Raw genomic sequence first — 16,999 nt, 5'->3', positions numbered from 1 at the left:
ACCTTGTAGCTTACGATTTAATAAATTATAATTAAATTAATTTTAATATAGTTTAACATAAATTTTTCACTTTAGTTAATTTTAATTTAATTTATTTAAATATAATTTAATAATTAGTAAGGAGATTTTCATTATGGAAAATATAGATATTGGTAAAAAAATTGAAAAACAAAGAAAAGAAAAAGGTTTAACGAGTAAAGAACTTGCAAAGATGGCTGATATTACACCATCTATGTTAAGTCAAATTGAGCGTGGATCTGCCAACCCTTCTATCCAAACATTAAAAGTACTCGCTAAAGCTCTTGATGTTCCAACATTTAGCTTTTTACTTGAAGATACCAATACAGACGATTTAATTGTACGTTCTCATAAACGCAAAAAAATGATTATCGATAATTTATCATATGAAATGCTATCACCTGATTTCACAGGAAATTTAGCAACAGCAATTATGACCGTCCCGCCGAATACAGCTTCATCAGAAAATGTGCTAGAGCATAAAGGTGAAGAATTAGCATTTGTATTAGAAGGGAAAATCACATTACATTTAAATGAAGAAGAATACATATTAGAAACGGGTGATAGCGTAAAAATACCCGCTTATTTAAAACATAAATGGGTAAATCAATTCGAGAAAAATGCCATTGTTTTATTTTCTGTTACTCCGCCGATTTTTTAATAGATGTAATAAAAATAGCCACGTGCGGATTCCTCCGTACATGGCTATTTTTATCTTTTCGGCACGAACAAAATCCCTAAACTCATAACACAAAAACTTAGTATTTGCTGCATCGATAAACCAAATAAAACCGAATTCTGTTCACTAACAAGCGAAATAATAATATGAGCAAACCCCTCAACTATTAGAAAAACACTTATATTCTTTCCATTTCCCAGTCTTTCATTTTTCATCCATAACAAGCCCAGTATACAAAGACCAAGGATGATCTCATATACGAAAATGGGATGATATATAAATTTAGATTCATATATTTTCACACCCCAAGGCAGTGTCGTTTGTACACCTATTTTGTGGTGGAATAGAAAATAAAAAATAATACTCATACAAAACCCAATGGGCAATGCATCAAGTAAAATACGAAGCGAAAATTGCTCCTTTTTACTTTTCCAAACAATGTATACACTCGCAATTATACATCCTACTATAATATGTTTCATACTTCCTATAGCTAATAATGCTTGCAGTGGTGATCTAATAGCCCATACTGGATTTATAATTGCCGGTGCAAATTTCCATACAAATACGATGATAAGAAAAGCATTTGTTACTGCATCCATCATTTTTTCATATGGTACACTTTCGTTCTTCATCTTTCGTTTCATCAATATAAATCCAAATAGACTTCCAATTATAAGAGCTACAGATTGTATCCTCACGATCCACTCCATTAATACAAAATCCCCTCTTTAACTCTCAATTAATTTCTTAAATTTCTCTTCTAATTGATCTGGAGGTAATACGCCTCGTACTTGCTCTACAATAATTCCATCTTTATTAACAAAAAATGTCGTTGGTAAAGAAAATACTTTATAGTCTAATCCAGCTACTCCGTCCATATCTAGTAAAACAGGAAACTGAAATCCATGACGATCTGCAAAAGCGCTCGCTTCTTGCACTGGATCTCCTATTGTTGCATTTACCGCAAAGATTTCAACATCCTTTTTATATTTATCATACATATGAACTAAGTCAGGTGCCTCCATTTCACATGGACCACACCATGATGCCCAAAAATTAATAAGATATGGTTTACCTTTTGCATCATTTAACGAATACAGCTTCCCGTCTAATCCTTTTAATGTTATGTCTGGTGCTTTAAATCCTACTTGTGGTAATACTTCTGTTTTCTGTAATTCCGCTTGTTTCGCTTTTCTTTCTTTTTCTTCTTTCTTTGCATTATAAAAATTCACTCCGGCCCAAATTAGTGCTCCGGCTAGTATAATAGCAATTAGTTTCTTCACTTTTCTTCCTCCCAAAACACTACATAAAGTAGTGTTAATTCTTAAAAAAAAGAGGCTATATGCACTCTCCTACAATCAGTACAACCGACATACAGAATAAACCTACTGTTACATATACCGAATTCGTATGTAACGGAATAGTAAGCTTAACAACTTTTTCATGTAACACTTGCTCAATTCGTAAATTTATTGCTGTTTTTGCAAATGAAGCTGTAACACATCGATTTTCCATTGTCTTTATTTTAATTAATTTTAATAATGCGCTTCCTAACTCGAATTTAGATTTCATTTTCCGCATTGCATACTTATCTGCAGCTAACTCCTGATACACATGATAGCGCTGCAATAGCCCTTTTAATATCGGGATGTATATCATTCCTTCTGCTAATAACGTAAAACAAAATAATTTTAGCGGATCTCGATTGTTTTGATGATATTCTTCATGAAAAATAATCGCATCCATTTCTTCATCTGAAAATGTTTGAAGCATCCCTTCTGACACGACAACTTTCGGACGAAATAATCCAATTGTAAATGCCACAACTTCCGCAGTCGGCAATATATATATTTGTTTTCCTTTTCGAACAAAGGCGATAAGTACTTTTTGTAATCTTTTAGTATCGAAAAATTGTCGCCACATTCTTTTGCACACGATAAACACAGTAAGTAGTAGAAATCCAGCAATTATAATACGAATGAGCGATAATTCTTTCATATGTTTTTCTAACTGAAACAAGCAAAAATTCGAAAGAAAGAACGCCTTATTTTGAAAAAGAAATGGATATGTAACGTAATACAATAACATGCTAACAAAAAGGGTACTAACAATTACTGTTAACAATACGATTTTACGCATTTGCCATTTCATTTCATTAATCCTCTTTTTTTAACTGACTCAATTTATCTTCTAACTTTTTTATTAAAGTCGGATCAGCCTGCTCTAACTCATCTAGCATATGATTTACAACCAAATCTCCAAATTCCCCCATCAATTCCTGTGTCATTTTCTTCGTTTGATTGGATAAGAATTCTTCTTTTGTTTGTACAGCAAGATATATGCCACTTCTTTTCACAGTCTGTTTTTCTAAATGTAATTTCTCTACTAACCTGTTCATAACTGTCATCACAGTATTAAAATTCACAGGTGATTCTTCGCTTAATTTCTGCTGTACTTCTTTAATCGTAATACCCTCGCTAGACCAAACAATCTCCATAATTTTCGCTTCAAGCGGTCCAAAGAAATGATTTAACCCTTGCTCATTTAGCTTATAGTTTTGAGTAAACATAATGCGGCTCCTTTCACACTACGAATTGTAGTACAAATTACATGAAAGGTCAAACGTAAATGATATATACGAAAATGAACTACCTATCATAGGCAATTCCATTCATTTTAAACCTAATTTTTCACCAAACGTATCAAAGAGATACTGCTCTAATATTTGTACATTAAACTTCTCATTACGTCCAAGTGCAAACAATTCCCGATCTTTCGCTACGATAGTATCTAACGGGATAACGACATTATCCACTATTTTTGTAATTTCAATGATGTTACTTTTTACATTTACCTCTGTTTTAAATTCAATGTTTTCTAATACGATATGCGAGCGTCTTCCTGATGCAAAAAAAGTAAAGTTAGGATTTTTATAAATACCAATTTCACTCTCTAGGCGGATATAAATACTGAAAAATAATATCTCTATGTCCATCTTTTATTATTTTTTCATCCTTCTCATCATCCAAGTATTCTTTCACCTTCGTTGTAAATTCAAATCGAAAATCCACTTTTTTCACGCTCCCTCTTTGTATTTTTATATTAAATAAATATATTGAAATAATTTTACCATATTGTAATATAACTTCCTATTAAAAGTAAAAACTCATTTGTAAAATCTCTATTATTTCCAATTCTTTTTTAAAGGATAAGCACTCATTCAATATGAATTCATGCTTCGTTATATCTATTTAAACATATTGTTTCCATATTTTGAAACAATAGTAAGAAGTATTATATATTAATAAATTGTTTTTAATTCATTTCCCAATATAACCAGCCTTTGCTTTACTATCCCGATATATTTAAACTATATTTTCTACTTAATCATTACATCACAGAAGGAATGTAACTCTCTTCTATCGAATTTTTATATAACGAAAATGATTAGGTGGTGCTTTACTATGAAATTAGCTGTCATTGGTGGCGGTGATTTACAAGATTCAAATCACTCGCCTATTAATGAGCGACTTATAGAATTAACAAATAAACAGTATCCGAAAGTATTATTCATTCCTACAGCTAGTCATGATGATGAAAGCTATATAAAATTATTTTTAGACACATTTGAAAAACAATTACACTGTGACGTACAAATTTTACGTATTATAGCCGATACACCTTCTAAATATGAAATAAACGAAATGATTCAGTCTGCTGATTTAATTTATCTCGGTGGCGGGAACTATATTCAAATGATTACAGAATGGAAAGAACATAAGCTCGATGAAAAATTACTATCGGCTCTGCAGCAAGGAACGCTCATTGCAGGGTGTAGCGCTGGTGCTATGTGCTGGTTCACATCTAGCATCCGCTCAGATTATGAAGGCTCCGGTTATATAGAGAGCAACGGCTGGGGAATTGTGAACAAAAGGTTTTGTCCACATTATAATCAATTAAATAGAATGAACGCCTTCCATTCCTTTTTACAAAATCATCAAGGGAATATAGAAGGCATTGCACTAGAGGATAATTGTGCCTTATATATTACAGAAGAATCTTTTGAAATTATCGGTGAACCAGAAAAAGCGTGGGAGTTTTACATGAGTGATAATAAACTCATTAGACAACATTTTGATATTACTTTAAAAAGCTATTTGTAAATCTGCACTTATAAAAAATGTCCCTAAGTATAATAACTTAGGGACATTTTTAGTGTTTAACTCACTAATCGTGTAATTCGTTTCTTCTGCCATGAAAGCTTATAATATGCATATTGTAGTATTAAGCTAACAATAAATGCTGCTGGGTATCCAATCCATATGCCTTCTATGCCAAGGCTTGTATGGTAAGAAAGGTAATACGCTACAGGTACTTCAACAAGCCAAATTGATACGACGCCAATAACAGTTGGCCATAATACTGTACCGCTTGCTCGCATTGTCGCACTAATAATTTGCGCATGCCCGAAAATTAAATAACTCCATAATGTAATCATAACTAGGCTATGAGCAATTTCAATTGTAGTTTGACTCGTTAAAAATAGTGATAGAATGTCTCTTGAGAACAAGTAAATGAGAGATATTAGCACACCACCGATGACGTAGTTCATAATAATTCCGGCCTTCACAACTTTCTGCAATCGATCAAATTGATTCGCACCAATTGATTGGGCAGCAAAAATGGAGACTGTAATACCAAGACTAACTGCTGGCATTTGCACATAACTTGCAACTTGGTTCACAACGCCATAAGCTGCTGTTGCATCCGAACCGTAACGATTTACAAACGCGATTACCGCAATTTCTGATAATGAAACTAATATCATATTAATACTCGCTGGAATACCAAGTCGTAGTAAAAGCTTTAATAACCCCCAATCCATTCGAAGATATTTCCTTACCGTACTATCTAATTGTAGTGGGTGATTTTTTTTCTTTAAATACACTAACATGACAATAAACGTAATAACTGTAGATATAACAGAAGCATAGGCTGCTCCATACACATCTAATTTTGGAGCACCTAACCATCCAAAAATAAGGATTGGTAATAAGATCATATTTAGCGCTGTACTTACAATTAAAAAGTAAAATGGCGTTTTAGAATCTCCTGTACCTCTCATAAACGTTGTGTATGCGAAATATAAAAATAAGATTGGCATCGATATAAATAAAATACGTGCATAATGTACACTTATTTCAATAATATTTTCTGGCGTCCCCATAAGGCGCATAATATCCATTGCAAAAATACTACCTACTATCGCTAACACAACTCCAATAATAAAGGTAAATGTTAGCGTCGTACCAACAATCGCTTTTAAACGATCTTCGTTTTTTGCCCCAAACGCCTGACCTATTAAAATAGAACTACCTGAACCAATACCAATTACAAATGAAACGAGTAAGAAAAATAGAGGAAAGAATGCCGATATGGCCGCTAAATCATTCACTCCAAGCCATCTTCCTACTACTACCATACCGAATAATTGTCCAACTGATTGTAGTACATTACTTAATAGTAACGGTACTAAAAACATGGACATCGATTTCCAAATCGGTTTACTCTCACTTTCTAACTTATGTGACTCCGCACCTTCTTTATTGTTATTTGTAGGTGGTTTCAAATTTCATTTCTCCTTTTATTAAAAATCTGTTTTTCAACTTCTATCTCTTTGTATAGTTGTTATAACGATGTGCTTCTATTCATTTTCTTGTCCCTATATTATAACTTCACCCAATATTGGCTTCCATCAGCTGTTCTATCTAAAAACCCGTATTCGATTAAATATCTTCTCAAAGTTACAAAATCCGGATATACGCTTTCTATAATAGCATTTACTTCTTTTTCAGTGTACTTTTTATTACTATCAAACTTCGTCACTAAATGACGTAATATAATTAATTTACGCTTTTGCTTTTTTGGAAATTTAGAAAGCGGTCCATCTAATCCCTCTGTAAAATGCGTTTTTAACACTTCATCATTTTCTTCTTCTGTAATATTGTAACGATCATCTACCATCGTTGCTGTTCTATGAATGGGTACAAATTTCGTTTGTACTTTTGATTTTTCTTCTGACAGTTCCATTAACGCTAAAAACACTTTCGCTTGCTTCATTTTCTCTCGAAGTGTAAACCGATGATTGCGGATGGTTGAAGTACTTCCGCCATCCATCTCTTTCACAATCTCTTTATCATTCAGCCCCATATGGAAAAACTGAACCATCTTCTTTTGCAAATCCGTTAAACCCGTATACTTCTTATCAAGGTTTAATAAATAGTCAAACATAGATGTATGTTCGTTTTGCACATGCAATTGTACAAACTTCTCTGCTTCATACAAAACTTGATTATCTTGATAAATAACACCCTTAATAAACGTTTCTCCACAAGCTAAACAAATATACTCTTCCGTTTCCTCATCAAACACATACCCTTTTTTCAATTCCTCTACCGACGCATCCCAAAACTTCTCTGAAATATCGCTCATACTAAACACTCCTTTAAAATGTCCGTTTTAAAATAAACAAATTTCAATAACGTTTATTATCACTTCATCATCTTAACATAAACGAAATAAACATTTCAATGTTTCGTTTACCTATTTTTCAAACCTTTATAAAAAATGTCTATAAAATATTCTTTAAAAAGGACATGAAGCAATAAAAAGCGAATGTATTTAATAAATTACGATAGGATGTGAAACAAAACATGACTATTCTGCACGACCCTTGGTTTACTGTTAAACAAATTGCCCAAAATACATATGCAATTAGTGAATATGGACATTGGGAGAAAGTACATTCAATTTTAACTACAAAAAAGGTGTTTCCGTATACGAAAACACCTTTATCTTTTAAAGATTCTATTTACAGTCTCAACTAAAACCTTACTTGCTTGTACAAATGTATGCTTTCGGTTTCTATCTTAAACAAATGTATTAGCACAACTCCCCATAATCATCATACAACTAATTATGACTAACACTATCTTCCTATTCTTGTAAGTCACTTCATGCCACTCCACTATTACAAAACTTCTTTTGAATGTATCCCATCAAGAAATTTCACACGTTTTATTACGATGTTATGATTTAATTTAGTTAAAGTACACGTATACCGAGGTGACTAACTTGAAATTTAAAGCGAAAAAAAATCCATTTCACGTCATTTTTATTACATTATTTATCATGATTTTTTTCATTTCACTATTTTTCCAAAATGAAAATTCTATTTTTTTCACCCTCATGATGCTGCTAAATATCGTGAATCTTTCTTCATTCTATTTCTCTCACTACAACGTAACGGAATCATCTCTTTTCGTAAAACATGGTTTCATACTACGTACTGAAATTCCCTTTGAAGATATTCGCCACATTAAATACTCTGGTAAAAAACTTCATTCAAAGAAATGGACTAGACAGCAATTAGAAATCCATTATAATTTATTCGACTCTGTGACAACTTTCGTACCACAAGAAGAAGAAAAATTCATTGCACTTTTAAAAGAAAACTGCCCACATATGAAAATATTGAATATGTCTGCTAACAAATAATATATTTTGGCATTTACAGTAATAAAAAAACCAAGATTCTAAACAAAGAATCTTGGCTTTTTTATTACTCTTTCGGAGCAATCATTTTTTTCGGATCGACAATTTCATCAAATTGCGCTTCTGTTAGTAATCCAGATTGCAATGCTGCTTCTTTTAAAGTTAGCCCTTCTTTATGAGCATGCTTTGCAATTTTCGCTGCATTTTCATATCCGATATGCGGGTTTAATGCAGTAACAAGCATTAATGAACGATTCACATTCTCTTTAATGACTTCTTCATCTGCTTCAATACCAACTGCACAATTATCATTAAATGAAACAATTGCATCTGCTAATAAGTGAGCAGATTGTAAGAAGTTATATGCAATAACAGGTTTAAATACATTTAACTCAAAATTGCCTTGGCTCGCTGCAAATCCGATTGTTGCGTCATTTCCCATCACTTGTGCTACAACCATCGTTAACGCTTCACTTTGCGTTGGATTTACTTTACCTGGCATAATAGAGCTTCCTGGCTCATTTGCTGGAATAATAATTTCTCCTAGCCCACTACGTGGACCACTTGCCAGCCAGCGCACATCGTTAGCGATTTTCATTAAATCCGCTGCTAATGCTTTTAATGCCCCATGCGTATATACAACTTCATCATGACTCGTTAATGCATGGAATTTATTTGGTGCAGAAATAAATTGCTTACCTGTAAATTGGCTAATTTCCTCAGATACCATCTCACCAAATTTAGGATGGGCGTTTATACCTGTTCCAACTGCAGTACCACCAATCGCAAGCTCTTTCATATATGTATTGCTCTCTGCAATCATACGCTCTGTTTTTTCAAGCATACGGTGCCATCCACTAATTTCTTGTCCTAATGTTAACGGTGTCGCATCTTGTAAATGTGTACGACCAATTTTTATAATATGTTCAAATGCTTTTACTTTTTCTGCTAACGTTTCTTTTAATTTCGTAATTGCTGGTAACACGTGATTTTCTACTGCGAGTACACATGCTACATGAAGCGCAGTTGGGAAAGTATCATTTGAACTTTGAGACATGTTCACATCATCATTCGGATGAATATGTACGTCAAATCCTTTCTCTTTCAAAATTTGATTCCCTCGGTTTGCAATTACTTCATTCACATTCATGTTTGACTGAGTACCACTACCTGTTTGCCATACGACAAGTGGAAAATGTTCATTCCATTTCCCTGCTATCACTTCGTCAGCTGCTGTCACAATTGCTTCTGCTTTTTCTTCTGATAGCTTTCCTAATTTTTGATTGCTAAGCGCTGCACTCTTCTTTAAAATGGCAAACGCTTTTACAATTTCAAGCGGCATTTGCTCTGTTCCAATCGGGAAGTTTTCTTTACTACGTTGTGTTTGTGCTGCCCATAATTTATCAGCTGGAACTTTAATTTCTCCTAATGTATCTCTTTCAATTCTGTACTCCATGTTTTCATCCCCTTGAAAATATAATACCTACATTTCTTATAATAACAGACTTCCCTTTAAATGATAAGAATTCTCACTCATATAAATAGATATTTTATATTTATTTTAAAAACTCCTCTTGACCTAAACTTAAGTTTAGGTTGTATTCTTTCCTTTGTAACCTACTATAACAATACTGGAGGAATTCAATATGAAAAAATATGCTTTCATAACAGGTGCAAATAAAGGAATTGGATATGAACTTGTTCGTCAATTAGCAAAAAAAGATACAACAAAAAATTGCTAAATATGAGGATGAGATAACCTCTTCAACTCCTATTACAAAATAAAAAATCACCTTCTACAACACGTAGAAGGTGATTTTTTATTTATGATGCTTCTTTTCCTTTTTCAGCATCATCTACATACCAAATGAACTTGCCTGTATATCCGTAAATAACTGCTAAAATTAACGATACGAAGCTTAACCACATAAATGGAATGTATGATATCGTCGCAACACCTAAAATACCAGCCATAAAAATACCGTTATCCGACCATGGAACCATACCTGAAGTTAATGTTCCACCTACTTCTGAGTTACGCGCTAATACGCGGCGGTCGATTTTTAGTTTATCATAACTTTCTTGCATAATTTTCGGTGTTAAAATAAGTGATACGTACATCGCACATCCAAATATGTTCGCTAAAAATGCAACGATTAATGTAGATAATGTTACATTACCAGCAGAATTTAATTTCTTTTCGAATTTTGATACGATTACTTTTAGAACACCTAATTTTTCAAGTAATCCACCAAACCCTAAACCGAAAATAATTACGGCTACTGAACCGAGCATACCGTTAATTCCGCCACGGTTTAATAACTTATCAACAAACTCAACGCCTGATTGAATTGAGAATCCGTTATATGCTGTTCCAATTGCGTCTCCAAAGTGCATTCCTTGGAAAACAGTTGCCCAAATTGCGCCAAGTAAAGCTCCCATTGCAATTGTAGGCATAGAAGGCTTCTTCATTGCTAATAGGACAATGACAATAATCGCCGGAACTAACATCCATATTTTAATATCAAAGTGTTTTAATAATGATTCCTTTAAAAATTCTACTCGATTTAAATCTACGTTATCTCCGCCATACATCCAACCAGCTACAGTAAACATAATGCTAGTAATAATATACGCTGGAACGTCTAATACAAGCATAGCTCGTACGTGTGCAATAACATCTACTTTTGCCATAGATGCTGCAAGTACTGTACTATCAGAAAGTGGCGATAATTTATCCCCGAAATAAGCACCTGAAAGAACTGCACCAGCAACAAGTGGTAATGGTAACCCAAGACCTTCACCAATCGCCATCATTGCAATACCTGCTGTTCCAACTGTTCCCCATGATGTTCCTGTCGCGATAGAAGTTATCGAACAAATAATTAATGTTGCTAATAGGAATATGCTAGGGTGAATAAATTCTAATCCATAATAAATTAATGTTGGTACTATCCCACCAGCAATCCATGTTCCAATTAAAGCACCTACTGCAACTAAAATGAGTATTGCTTCTAATCCGTTAGAAATCCCTTTCGTAATTGCATCTTGCAATTCTTGATAACGAAATCCTAATCTTAATCCAAGCGCAATTACTAAAAACCATGAAATAAATAGCGCTAATTGAATTGGGAGATCAAAAATCGTTTGGAAGGAAAAGACAACAGCAAGAAATAATAATAAAAGAACTATGATTTCTAGCATCGATGGTAATCTTACACTTTTCATTTTTTTCTCTCCTTACAAGTCGATAACATGACGTGTGTCGTCTTACATGTATGTAATATACAATTAGCGAAGACAAAACAAAATTTTCATATTATTTCGATTTATTTTTCCAGTATAATATATTGGACACCTTTTCTATTGTAAAAGTAGATGCTACTTTTCGCAATGGAAAATATAAAAAATGTTACATTTTTTATATTTAACAATCAAAGAGTAACTTTTTTAATATTTGCCAACATAAAACTTTTTACTATTATCCTCACCGTTTAAAGGAATATCATTATTCCCCACACAAAAAAGCACGCATCATTCAAATGATGCATGCTCCACTTTTATTTATACATATTTTGTATTTCTTCTTTATTTTTAAGTATTTCCACAAACTTATCGCTACAACCTTTCGGAAATAATACGCCGAGTCCATATGAATGCTGGAACTGAAAATGAGGGTGCTTTGCTGTGACTTCATCCCAAAACTTATACACGCCGAAGTTTCGATCTTTCACCTCAATATCATGAAATAACACAATACCGTTATTCGCAAGTTTCGGTAACCATGTTTTATAATCATGAGAAACTGCTTCATACGTATGATAGCCATCAATATGCAACAAGTTTATCGTTCCATCTTGAAATTGATCAACAGCCTCATCAAAAGTAGATCGAATTAAATTACCTATATTGGGATAGCTCATTTTCACCACTTTATCTACGATTTGGAAAACACCTTCTCCATATGGACCTGTATGCCCGTCTCCAGTCCAAGTATCTACAGCATAACATTTTGTAGATAATCCCCCATCCTTTACCCCTTGACAAAAACTGAAAAAAGAAGCGCCTAGATGTGTACCTAGCTCAACTAATATTTCTGGTTTTTCAAATCTTACTAAATCGTATGCGAACTCCAAATGCCCAAGCCACGCAGTATTCGCACGAATAAATGGACTAAAATTATCAAATTCAAATGTTGGTTTATGAGTAACCCAGTTCATCGCGTATCTCCTTCTACACATATTTTTAACAAACCAAATTACTCTTATCTTTATTTTTTTATCCTGTTGATTATGATTTAATTTTATAATTTTATCTCTCTTTATTTAACCTACTCACTTGTATCGTAAACGTAACTGAAAATACTATAATTCCTACTTCACAGTACAGAAATTTCAGTTTATTTTTCATTCATTTCGTGATATATTGCATATTGTATACAATATATTTTCTGGAAGGAGGACTCTCTACATGATGGATCCAAATCGTCTAAAAGGAATCATTATGGTTGTCATCGGTGCTTGTTTATGGGGCTTGTCCGGAACAGCTGCACAACAACTTTTTCAATATGACAATATTTCTACTGAATGGTTAGTTACAATTCGATTGCTTATATCGGGCGTTATCTTGCTCATTATTTCATCATTCGGAACGAGAAAAAAAGAAATATTCAGCATATGGAAACAAAGATCTGATGCTACTAAAATGATATTGTTTGGCCTATTCGGTATGCTTGCTGTACAATACACGTACTTCGCTTCTATTAAAGAAGGAAATGCTGCCGTTGCAACATTATTGCAATATTTAGCTCCTATATTTATTACTGTATACTTACTTTTCAAATGGAACGTTCGTCCATCAAAAATTGATTTTATTTCAATTACCCTTTCATTAGTAGGTACTTTCCTCTTACTAACAAACGGGTCTGTGCATAACTTAGCTGTTTCTACACCAGCTATTATTTGGGGGATTTTATCTGGATTATCTCTCGCTTTTTATAGTTTATATTCAAAGGGATTACTAGAAAGATGGTCTTCCTCTGTTATCGTTGGATGGGGCATGATTATTGGGGGTATTGGTGTAACGATTGTACACTTTATTTCTACGAAAGAATTTATTTTATTATCAACTGTGAAATATGTAAAATTAAGTACTCTACCGCTCATCACATTTGTCGTCATTTTTGGGACACTTATTGCCTTTTATTTATACTTAGACAGCATACGATACTTAACCCCGAAAGAAACGACATTATTCGGTTGTACAGAACCACTCGCAGCTATTATTTCTTCTGTACTTATATTACATGTACCATTTCAATCTTTTCAGTTATTAGGGGCCCTTTGTGTCATTGTAATGGTGCTTATCTTAAGCCAAAAACCGGATGAAGGGAAACCCGAATTAAAGCTTGTTCATGAGAAAAAGGAAAATATACAATGAAAGGATTGAATTCACTATGCCTATCCCTCAAAATAATAAAAAACTAGGAAGAGTTTCAGCAAAATCACTCGTTTTAAATCAACTACAAGATTGGATTATTGAAGGTGTACTGAAGCCCAATGAAAAAATTAATGATGGGGAACTGGCTGAAGCACTAGGAGTAAGCAGAACACCTGTGAGAGAAGCGCTTCAAATATTAGAGCTTTCTGGATTAGTGGAAATGGTACCTGGACAAAAAACAAAAATTGCTCCTATTCAGTTAGACGACATTCCGATCATTTATGAAACGATGGCTGGTCTTCACTCTATTATAGGAAAACAAGCACTTCAAAACATTACAGACGCTGATCTGAAGCTACTTTCTAAAATAAATGATGACTTTCAGTACTCTATAGAGAAAGAAAACACAAAACAAGCTTTACAACTAGATATACAATTTCACAATACCATTTCTTCTATTGCTAAAAATCAATATATTGAACCCTTTCTAGAAAATATGCAACTTCACGTCTTACGCCTTGAATATTTGTTTTTCCAAAACTTTGTTCCAGCAAGTCAATCTATTGAAGAACATCACTCTATCATTCAAGCATTACAGAAGCAGGATGAAAAACAAATGGAACAAATGATGACTCAAAACTGGCTCCGTCCAATGAAAGAAATACAAAAAATAATTTCTACGAAATAAAAAGAGAGCTGGCTACACAAAATCGTAACCAGCTCTCTTTTTACTAATATATATAGCTATGCCTGAATATCTGCATAATCTTCCATATCTTCGTACTCTTTTTCCAATTCCTCTAAAGACAGCTCGTATAATTGTCGGTCACGAATTTTAAACACACCTGCTCCAATTAACTCATCAATTAAATGCCTCTTACGATTTTCAACAGCAAAACGGAGTTGACTACTCATCTTTTAAAAAACTCCTTTCTACGATCATTGAAAATGATAATCTTTATCAATTACCACTTTTGATTATAAAAGATGACTCTTTATAAGTAAAGTAATTTCATGAAATATTTACCTTACAAAGTATTTGTGGCCACATTATATATATGTATGCCGTGCGAAAAATGTTATGACACTTTTTCTTATCCTTTTTCTTTCATACTTTGCAAGTTGTCTCACTATGATTAAATTCACCATCTATTTCTACTTGAATGGTGACATGTTCTACATGAAACTCCTCTTTTAATACTTCCGTAGCCTCTTTTAATACACTTTGTGTTTCATTTCCTTTAATAATCAAGTGGCAAGTTAATACTTGAAAATCCGATGTGACAGACCATATGTGCAAATCATGAACTTCTTTTACAACCGGAATATTTAACAATGTACTTTTTACCTCTTCAACATTTATGTTCTGCGGTGCACCTTCCATTAATATATGGACCGTATCACGTGTTACACGCCATCCACTAATAATGACTAAAATAGACACAAGAATACTAGCAATCGCATCTGCAGCAGTCCATCCGAAAAATTTAATAAGTAACGCAGCAATAATCGCTCCAACTGATCCTAATAGATCGCCTAATACGTATAAGAAAGCACTTCTTAAATTTAAATTACCCTTCACATCTCCGCCTCTCATTAATATCCCAGCTGATAAAATATTAATAAGCAGACCAAGTACAGCAATAATAAGCATTCCATTACTAGCAATCTCAACTGGCTCTTTAAAACGGCGAATTGCTTCAATAAAAATGTATATTGAAATGACAATAAGGACGACACCGTTACATAATGCCGCTAACATTTCGACTCGCTTATATCCATATGTTTTCGCAGTTGTTGCTGTTTTTTCTCCGAGTTTAAACGCAAGTAAACTTAAAGCTAAAGATACTGCATCACTTAGCATATGCCCCGCGTCAGATAGTAGTGCTAAGCTATTTGTTACAAATCCCCCAATAACTTCAGCAATCATAAAACTGGTTGTTAGTAAGAATGCAAGTAGTAATGCCTTTTTATTTTTGGAATGACCATGATCATGTGAATGTCCCATACTTATACTCCTTTAAGTGCTATATCTGTATGTTAGTATGAAACAAACTCCCTGTCTTTATCCCGCTTCCTCTGTATTCACACTTCGATACTTTTCAAACAAGTCCTTTTTCTCAACAAAAAATAAGACTACTTCTTTTTCAGCTTCATATTGTTTACTAATGAAAGAATTTTTAAGGAGGTTACGAAAATGAAACGTTTATTTCTCTGTATGGAACGTGAACTTGTTGTAGTGAAAGAACGATATGGTAACTATGAAGCGGCGTATCACTTACAAAATATGCAACCTACCTGTATCGCTGTTGATCCATTTCAAAAAAATCGTGTATATTGCGGCACTTTTGGACGAGGTCTCTGGTTAAGTGACGATAGCGGAGATTCATGGAGACCAATTGGAGATTCTTATCGTTACTTTGATTTTCCAAAAGAAGATGGTATTTTACATTCTTCGATCACTTCCATTACGATAAGCACGAATGAACAAGTTAACGGATATGGCGCCGTTTATGTCGGCACAGAACCGAGCGCTTTATTCCGTTCAGAAAATGGTGGGGAAACGTGGACGGAACTAAAAAATATGAAATCATTATTATCTTCTTATACGTGGGCTTTCCCTCCTAGACCTTTTACTCATCACGTACGCTGGATTACGGTTGATCCAAACAATCCAAATACAATCCACGTTTCAATCGAAGCTGGTGCCGTTATTCAAAGTAACGATAAAGGGCATACATGGATTGATAAAAAATTCGGTGCTCCTATCGATGCTCATCAATTACTTATGCACCCTGAAGCCCCAAATCGCCTTTATGCATCATGTGGTGACGGATTTATGGGCGGACCTGATCGCGCATATCTTGAAAGTTATAACAGTGGAAACAGCTGGATTTCATGTAGTGATGGACTTGAACATCATTATTTATATAGCATGGCTATCGATCCAGCTGATTGTAATACAATTCTCGTTTCTGCCGCACCGAGTGCAGATCTCGCTCATCACCGTATTCCTTATGAATCTTATATTTATCGTAAAACGAAAGATACTCCGTTCCAGCAAGTACAACAAGGACTACCATCTGCAATCGGTACAGTCATTTCGATGTTTGCGACAAACGAAGCAGAACCACATACATTTTACACTTTAAATAACAACGGCTTGTTTCAATCCAATGATAGCGGTGAATCGTGGGAACAACTAAACATTCCGTGGAAAGATGAGTATAAAACACAACACCCGCATGCATTACTCGTTACTACTCCTTAACGAAAAAAAGACTGCCTAATGGTTTTAGGCAGTCT

At 33.8% G+C, this 16,999-nt stretch carries 18 protein-coding genes and 3 pseudogenes; 8 read left to right on the top strand and 13 right to left on the bottom strand.

The window, feature by feature from the left end:
- The first annotated feature begins 133 nt into the window (after window positions 1-133).
- Window positions 134-679, top strand: coding sequence for a helix-turn-helix domain-containing protein (locus EGX95_RS07485; RefSeq protein WP_000427640.1), 546 nt, complete (start codon window positions 134-136; stop codon window positions 677-679).
- Window positions 680-729: 50 nt separating this feature from the next.
- Here the strand turns inward: EGX95_RS07485 and EGX95_RS07480 are convergent, their stop codons facing one another.
- The 5 genes and pseudogenes from EGX95_RS07480 to EGX95_RS07460 all read right to left on the bottom strand — a co-directional run bounded on the left by EGX95_RS07480 (window position 730) and on the right by EGX95_RS07460 (window position 3,771).
- Window positions 730-1,410, bottom strand: a complete 681-nt coding sequence (locus EGX95_RS07480) for a prolipoprotein diacylglyceryl transferase family protein (protein ID WP_000454841.1) — start codon at window positions 1,408-1,410, stop codon at window positions 730-732.
- A gap of 18 nt (window positions 1,411-1,428) precedes the next feature.
- Window positions 1,429-1,983, bottom strand: coding sequence for a TlpA family protein disulfide reductase (locus EGX95_RS07475; protein WP_000733158.1), 555 nt, complete (start codon window positions 1,981-1,983; stop codon window positions 1,429-1,431).
- 55 nt (window positions 1,984-2,038) lie between these two features.
- Window positions 2,039-2,851, bottom strand: a complete 813-nt coding sequence (locus tag EGX95_RS07470; RefSeq protein WP_000871965.1) for a M56 family metallopeptidase — start codon at window positions 2,849-2,851, stop codon at window positions 2,039-2,041.
- A gap of 4 nt (window positions 2,852-2,855) precedes the next feature.
- Complete coding sequence (locus EGX95_RS07465) at window positions 2,856-3,269, bottom strand: BlaI/MecI/CopY family transcriptional regulator (RefSeq protein ID WP_000495061.1); 414 nt, start codon at window positions 3,267-3,269, stop codon at window positions 2,856-2,858.
- A gap of 102 nt (window positions 3,270-3,371) precedes the next feature.
- A pseudogene (locus EGX95_RS07460) lies at window positions 3,372-3,771 on the bottom strand (DUF3942 family protein).
- Between the two features lie 393 nt (window positions 3,772-4,164).
- Here EGX95_RS07460 and EGX95_RS07455 point away from each other — a divergent pair.
- Window positions 4,165-4,863, top strand: coding sequence for a peptidase E (locus tag EGX95_RS07455; protein WP_000762144.1), 699 nt, complete (start codon window positions 4,165-4,167; stop codon window positions 4,861-4,863).
- Between the two features lie 56 nt (window positions 4,864-4,919).
- Here the strand turns inward: EGX95_RS07455 and EGX95_RS07450 are convergent, their stop codons facing one another.
- Window positions 4,920-6,329, bottom strand: coding sequence for an MATE family efflux transporter (locus EGX95_RS07450; protein WP_000804168.1), 1,410 nt, complete (start codon window positions 6,327-6,329; stop codon window positions 4,920-4,922).
- A gap of 98 nt (window positions 6,330-6,427) precedes the next feature.
- Entirely contained in the window at window positions 6,428-7,192 is a 765-nt protein-coding gene (locus EGX95_RS07445; protein ID WP_001280290.1) for a DUF2087 domain-containing protein, read from the bottom strand.
- 209 nt (window positions 7,193-7,401) lie between these two features.
- Between EGX95_RS07445 and EGX95_RS29990 the strand changes: the two genes are divergently transcribed.
- A complete protein-coding gene (locus EGX95_RS29990) occupies window positions 7,402-7,587 on the top strand; it encodes a hypothetical protein (RefSeq protein ID WP_001997191.1) in 186 nt (61 codons plus the stop codon).
- Here EGX95_RS29990 and EGX95_RS07440 read toward each other — a convergent pair.
- A pseudogene (locus EGX95_RS07440) lies at window positions 7,552-7,668 on the bottom strand (permease). The gene EGX95_RS29990 and the pseudogene EGX95_RS07440 sit on opposite strands and share 36 nt — an antisense overlap.
- Before the next feature lie 166 nt (window positions 7,669-7,834).
- On the opposite strand from EGX95_RS07440, the gene EGX95_RS07435 reads away from it, so the two are divergent.
- The gene (locus tag EGX95_RS07435) at window positions 7,835-8,257 is read left to right on the top strand and encodes a PH domain-containing protein (RefSeq protein WP_000669080.1); all 423 of its coding nucleotides are present in this window, start codon (window positions 7,835-7,837) and stop codon (window positions 8,255-8,257) included.
- 64 nt (window positions 8,258-8,321) lie between these two features.
- On the opposite strand, the gene fumC is transcribed toward EGX95_RS07435, so the two are convergent.
- Window positions 8,322-9,710 (bottom strand): class II fumarate hydratase, encoded by a 1,389-nt coding sequence (gene fumC / locus EGX95_RS07430; RefSeq protein ID WP_000456614.1) that lies wholly within the window; start codon window positions 9,708-9,710, stop codon window positions 8,322-8,324.
- A 190-nt stretch (window positions 9,711-9,900) separates the two neighbouring features.
- Here fumC and EGX95_RS30280 point away from each other — a divergent pair.
- Window positions 9,901-9,978 (top strand): annotated as a pseudogene (locus EGX95_RS30280) (short-chain dehydrogenase); the annotation flags it as partial.
- A gap of 100 nt (window positions 9,979-10,078) precedes the next feature.
- Here the strand turns inward: EGX95_RS30280 and nhaC are convergent.
- Both nhaC and EGX95_RS07415 read right to left on the bottom strand, forming a co-directional pair.
- On the bottom strand, window positions 10,079-11,482 hold the full coding sequence (gene nhaC, locus EGX95_RS07420; RefSeq protein WP_000843974.1) for a Na+/H+ antiporter NhaC: 1,404 nt from the start codon (window positions 11,480-11,482) through the stop codon (window positions 10,079-10,081).
- 332 nt (window positions 11,483-11,814) lie between these two features.
- Window positions 11,815-12,474: a class I SAM-dependent methyltransferase gene (locus EGX95_RS07415; protein ID WP_001104685.1), complete on the bottom strand. Its 660-nt coding sequence runs from the start codon at window positions 12,472-12,474 to the stop codon at window positions 11,815-11,817.
- 253 nt (window positions 12,475-12,727) lie between these two features.
- On the opposite strand from EGX95_RS07415, the gene EGX95_RS07410 reads away from it, so the two are divergent.
- On the top strand, window positions 12,728-13,693 hold the full coding sequence (locus EGX95_RS07410; protein ID WP_033670227.1) for a DMT family transporter: 966 nt from the start codon (window positions 12,728-12,730) through the stop codon (window positions 13,691-13,693).
- Between the two features lie 16 nt (window positions 13,694-13,709).
- The gene (locus EGX95_RS07405) at window positions 13,710-14,381 is read left to right on the top strand and encodes a GntR family transcriptional regulator (protein WP_001992741.1); all 672 of its coding nucleotides are present in this window, start codon (window positions 13,710-13,712) and stop codon (window positions 14,379-14,381) included.
- Window positions 14,382-14,437: 56 nt separating this feature from the next.
- Here EGX95_RS07405 and fbpA read toward each other — a convergent pair whose 3' ends face one another.
- Complete coding sequence (gene fbpA / locus EGX95_RS07400; protein ID WP_000098301.1) at window positions 14,438-14,608, bottom strand: Fur-regulated basic protein FbpA; 171 nt, start codon at window positions 14,606-14,608, stop codon at window positions 14,438-14,440.
- 193 nt (window positions 14,609-14,801) lie between these two features.
- On the bottom strand, window positions 14,802-15,701 hold the full coding sequence (locus EGX95_RS07395; RefSeq protein ID WP_123805477.1) for a cation diffusion facilitator family transporter: 900 nt from the start codon (window positions 15,699-15,701) through the stop codon (window positions 14,802-14,804).
- Window positions 15,702-15,890: 189 nt separating this feature from the next.
- Between EGX95_RS07395 and EGX95_RS07390 the strand changes: the two genes are divergently transcribed.
- On the top strand, window positions 15,891-16,964 hold the full coding sequence (locus EGX95_RS07390; RefSeq protein WP_000825334.1) for a WD40/YVTN/BNR-like repeat-containing protein: 1,074 nt from the start codon (window positions 15,891-15,893) through the stop codon (window positions 16,962-16,964).
- The last annotated feature ends 35 nt before the right edge of the window (window positions 16,965-16,999 follow it).

Origin of the sequence: Bacillus sp. FDAARGOS_527 (assembly GCF_003812125.1) — a bacterium.
Lineage (GTDB): Bacteria > Bacillota > Bacilli > Bacillales > Bacillaceae_G > Bacillus_A > Bacillus_A paranthracis.
The sequence above is the reverse complement of the archived record's forward strand: the minus strand, read 5'-3'. Positions and strand labels throughout refer to the sequence as shown.

What these genes read in the sequence shown, in the direction of transcription:
- EGX95_RS07415 (WP_001104685.1), bottom strand. Translation starts at nt 12,474, where the DNA reads ATGAACTGGGTTACTCATAAACCAACATTTGAATTTGATAATTTTAGT.
- EGX95_RS07455 (WP_000762144.1), top strand. Translation starts at nt 4,165, where the DNA reads ATGAAATTAGCTGTCATTGGTGGCGGTGATTTACAAGATTCAAATCAC.
- EGX95_RS07390 (WP_000825334.1), top strand. Translation starts at nt 15,891, where the DNA reads ATGAAACGTTTATTTCTCTGTATGGAACGTGAACTTGTTGTAGTGAAA.
- EGX95_RS07395 (WP_123805477.1), bottom strand. Translation starts at nt 15,701, where the DNA reads ATGGGACATTCACATGATCATGGTCATTCCAAAAATAAAAAGGCATTA.
- fumC (WP_000456614.1), bottom strand. Translation starts at nt 9,710, where the DNA reads ATGGAGTACAGAATTGAAAGAGATACATTAGGAGAAATTAAAGTTCCA.
- fbpA (WP_000098301.1), bottom strand. Translation starts at nt 14,608, where the DNA reads ATGAGTAGTCAACTCCGTTTTGCTGTTGAAAATCGTAAGAGGCATTTA.
- EGX95_RS07465 (WP_000495061.1), bottom strand. Translation starts at nt 3,269, where the DNA reads ATGTTTACTCAAAACTATAAGCTAAATGAGCAAGGGTTAAATCATTTC.
- nhaC (WP_000843974.1), bottom strand. Translation starts at nt 11,482, where the DNA reads ATGAAAAGTGTAAGATTACCATCGATGCTAGAAATCATAGTTCTTTTA.
- EGX95_RS07410 (WP_033670227.1), top strand. Translation starts at nt 12,728, where the DNA reads ATGGATCCAAATCGTCTAAAAGGAATCATTATGGTTGTCATCGGTGCT.
- EGX95_RS07445 (WP_001280290.1), bottom strand. Translation starts at nt 7,192, where the DNA reads ATGAGCGATATTTCAGAGAAGTTTTGGGATGCGTCGGTAGAGGAATTG.
- EGX95_RS07405 (WP_001992741.1), top strand. Translation starts at nt 13,710, where the DNA reads ATGCCTATCCCTCAAAATAATAAAAAACTAGGAAGAGTTTCAGCAAAA.
- EGX95_RS07485 (WP_000427640.1), top strand. Translation starts at nt 134, where the DNA reads ATGGAAAATATAGATATTGGTAAAAAAATTGAAAAACAAAGAAAAGAA.
- EGX95_RS07480 (WP_000454841.1), bottom strand. Translation starts at nt 1,410, where the DNA reads ATGGAGTGGATCGTGAGGATACAATCTGTAGCTCTTATAATTGGAAGT.
- EGX95_RS07470 (WP_000871965.1), bottom strand. Translation starts at nt 2,851, where the DNA reads ATGAAATGGCAAATGCGTAAAATCGTATTGTTAACAGTAATTGTTAGT.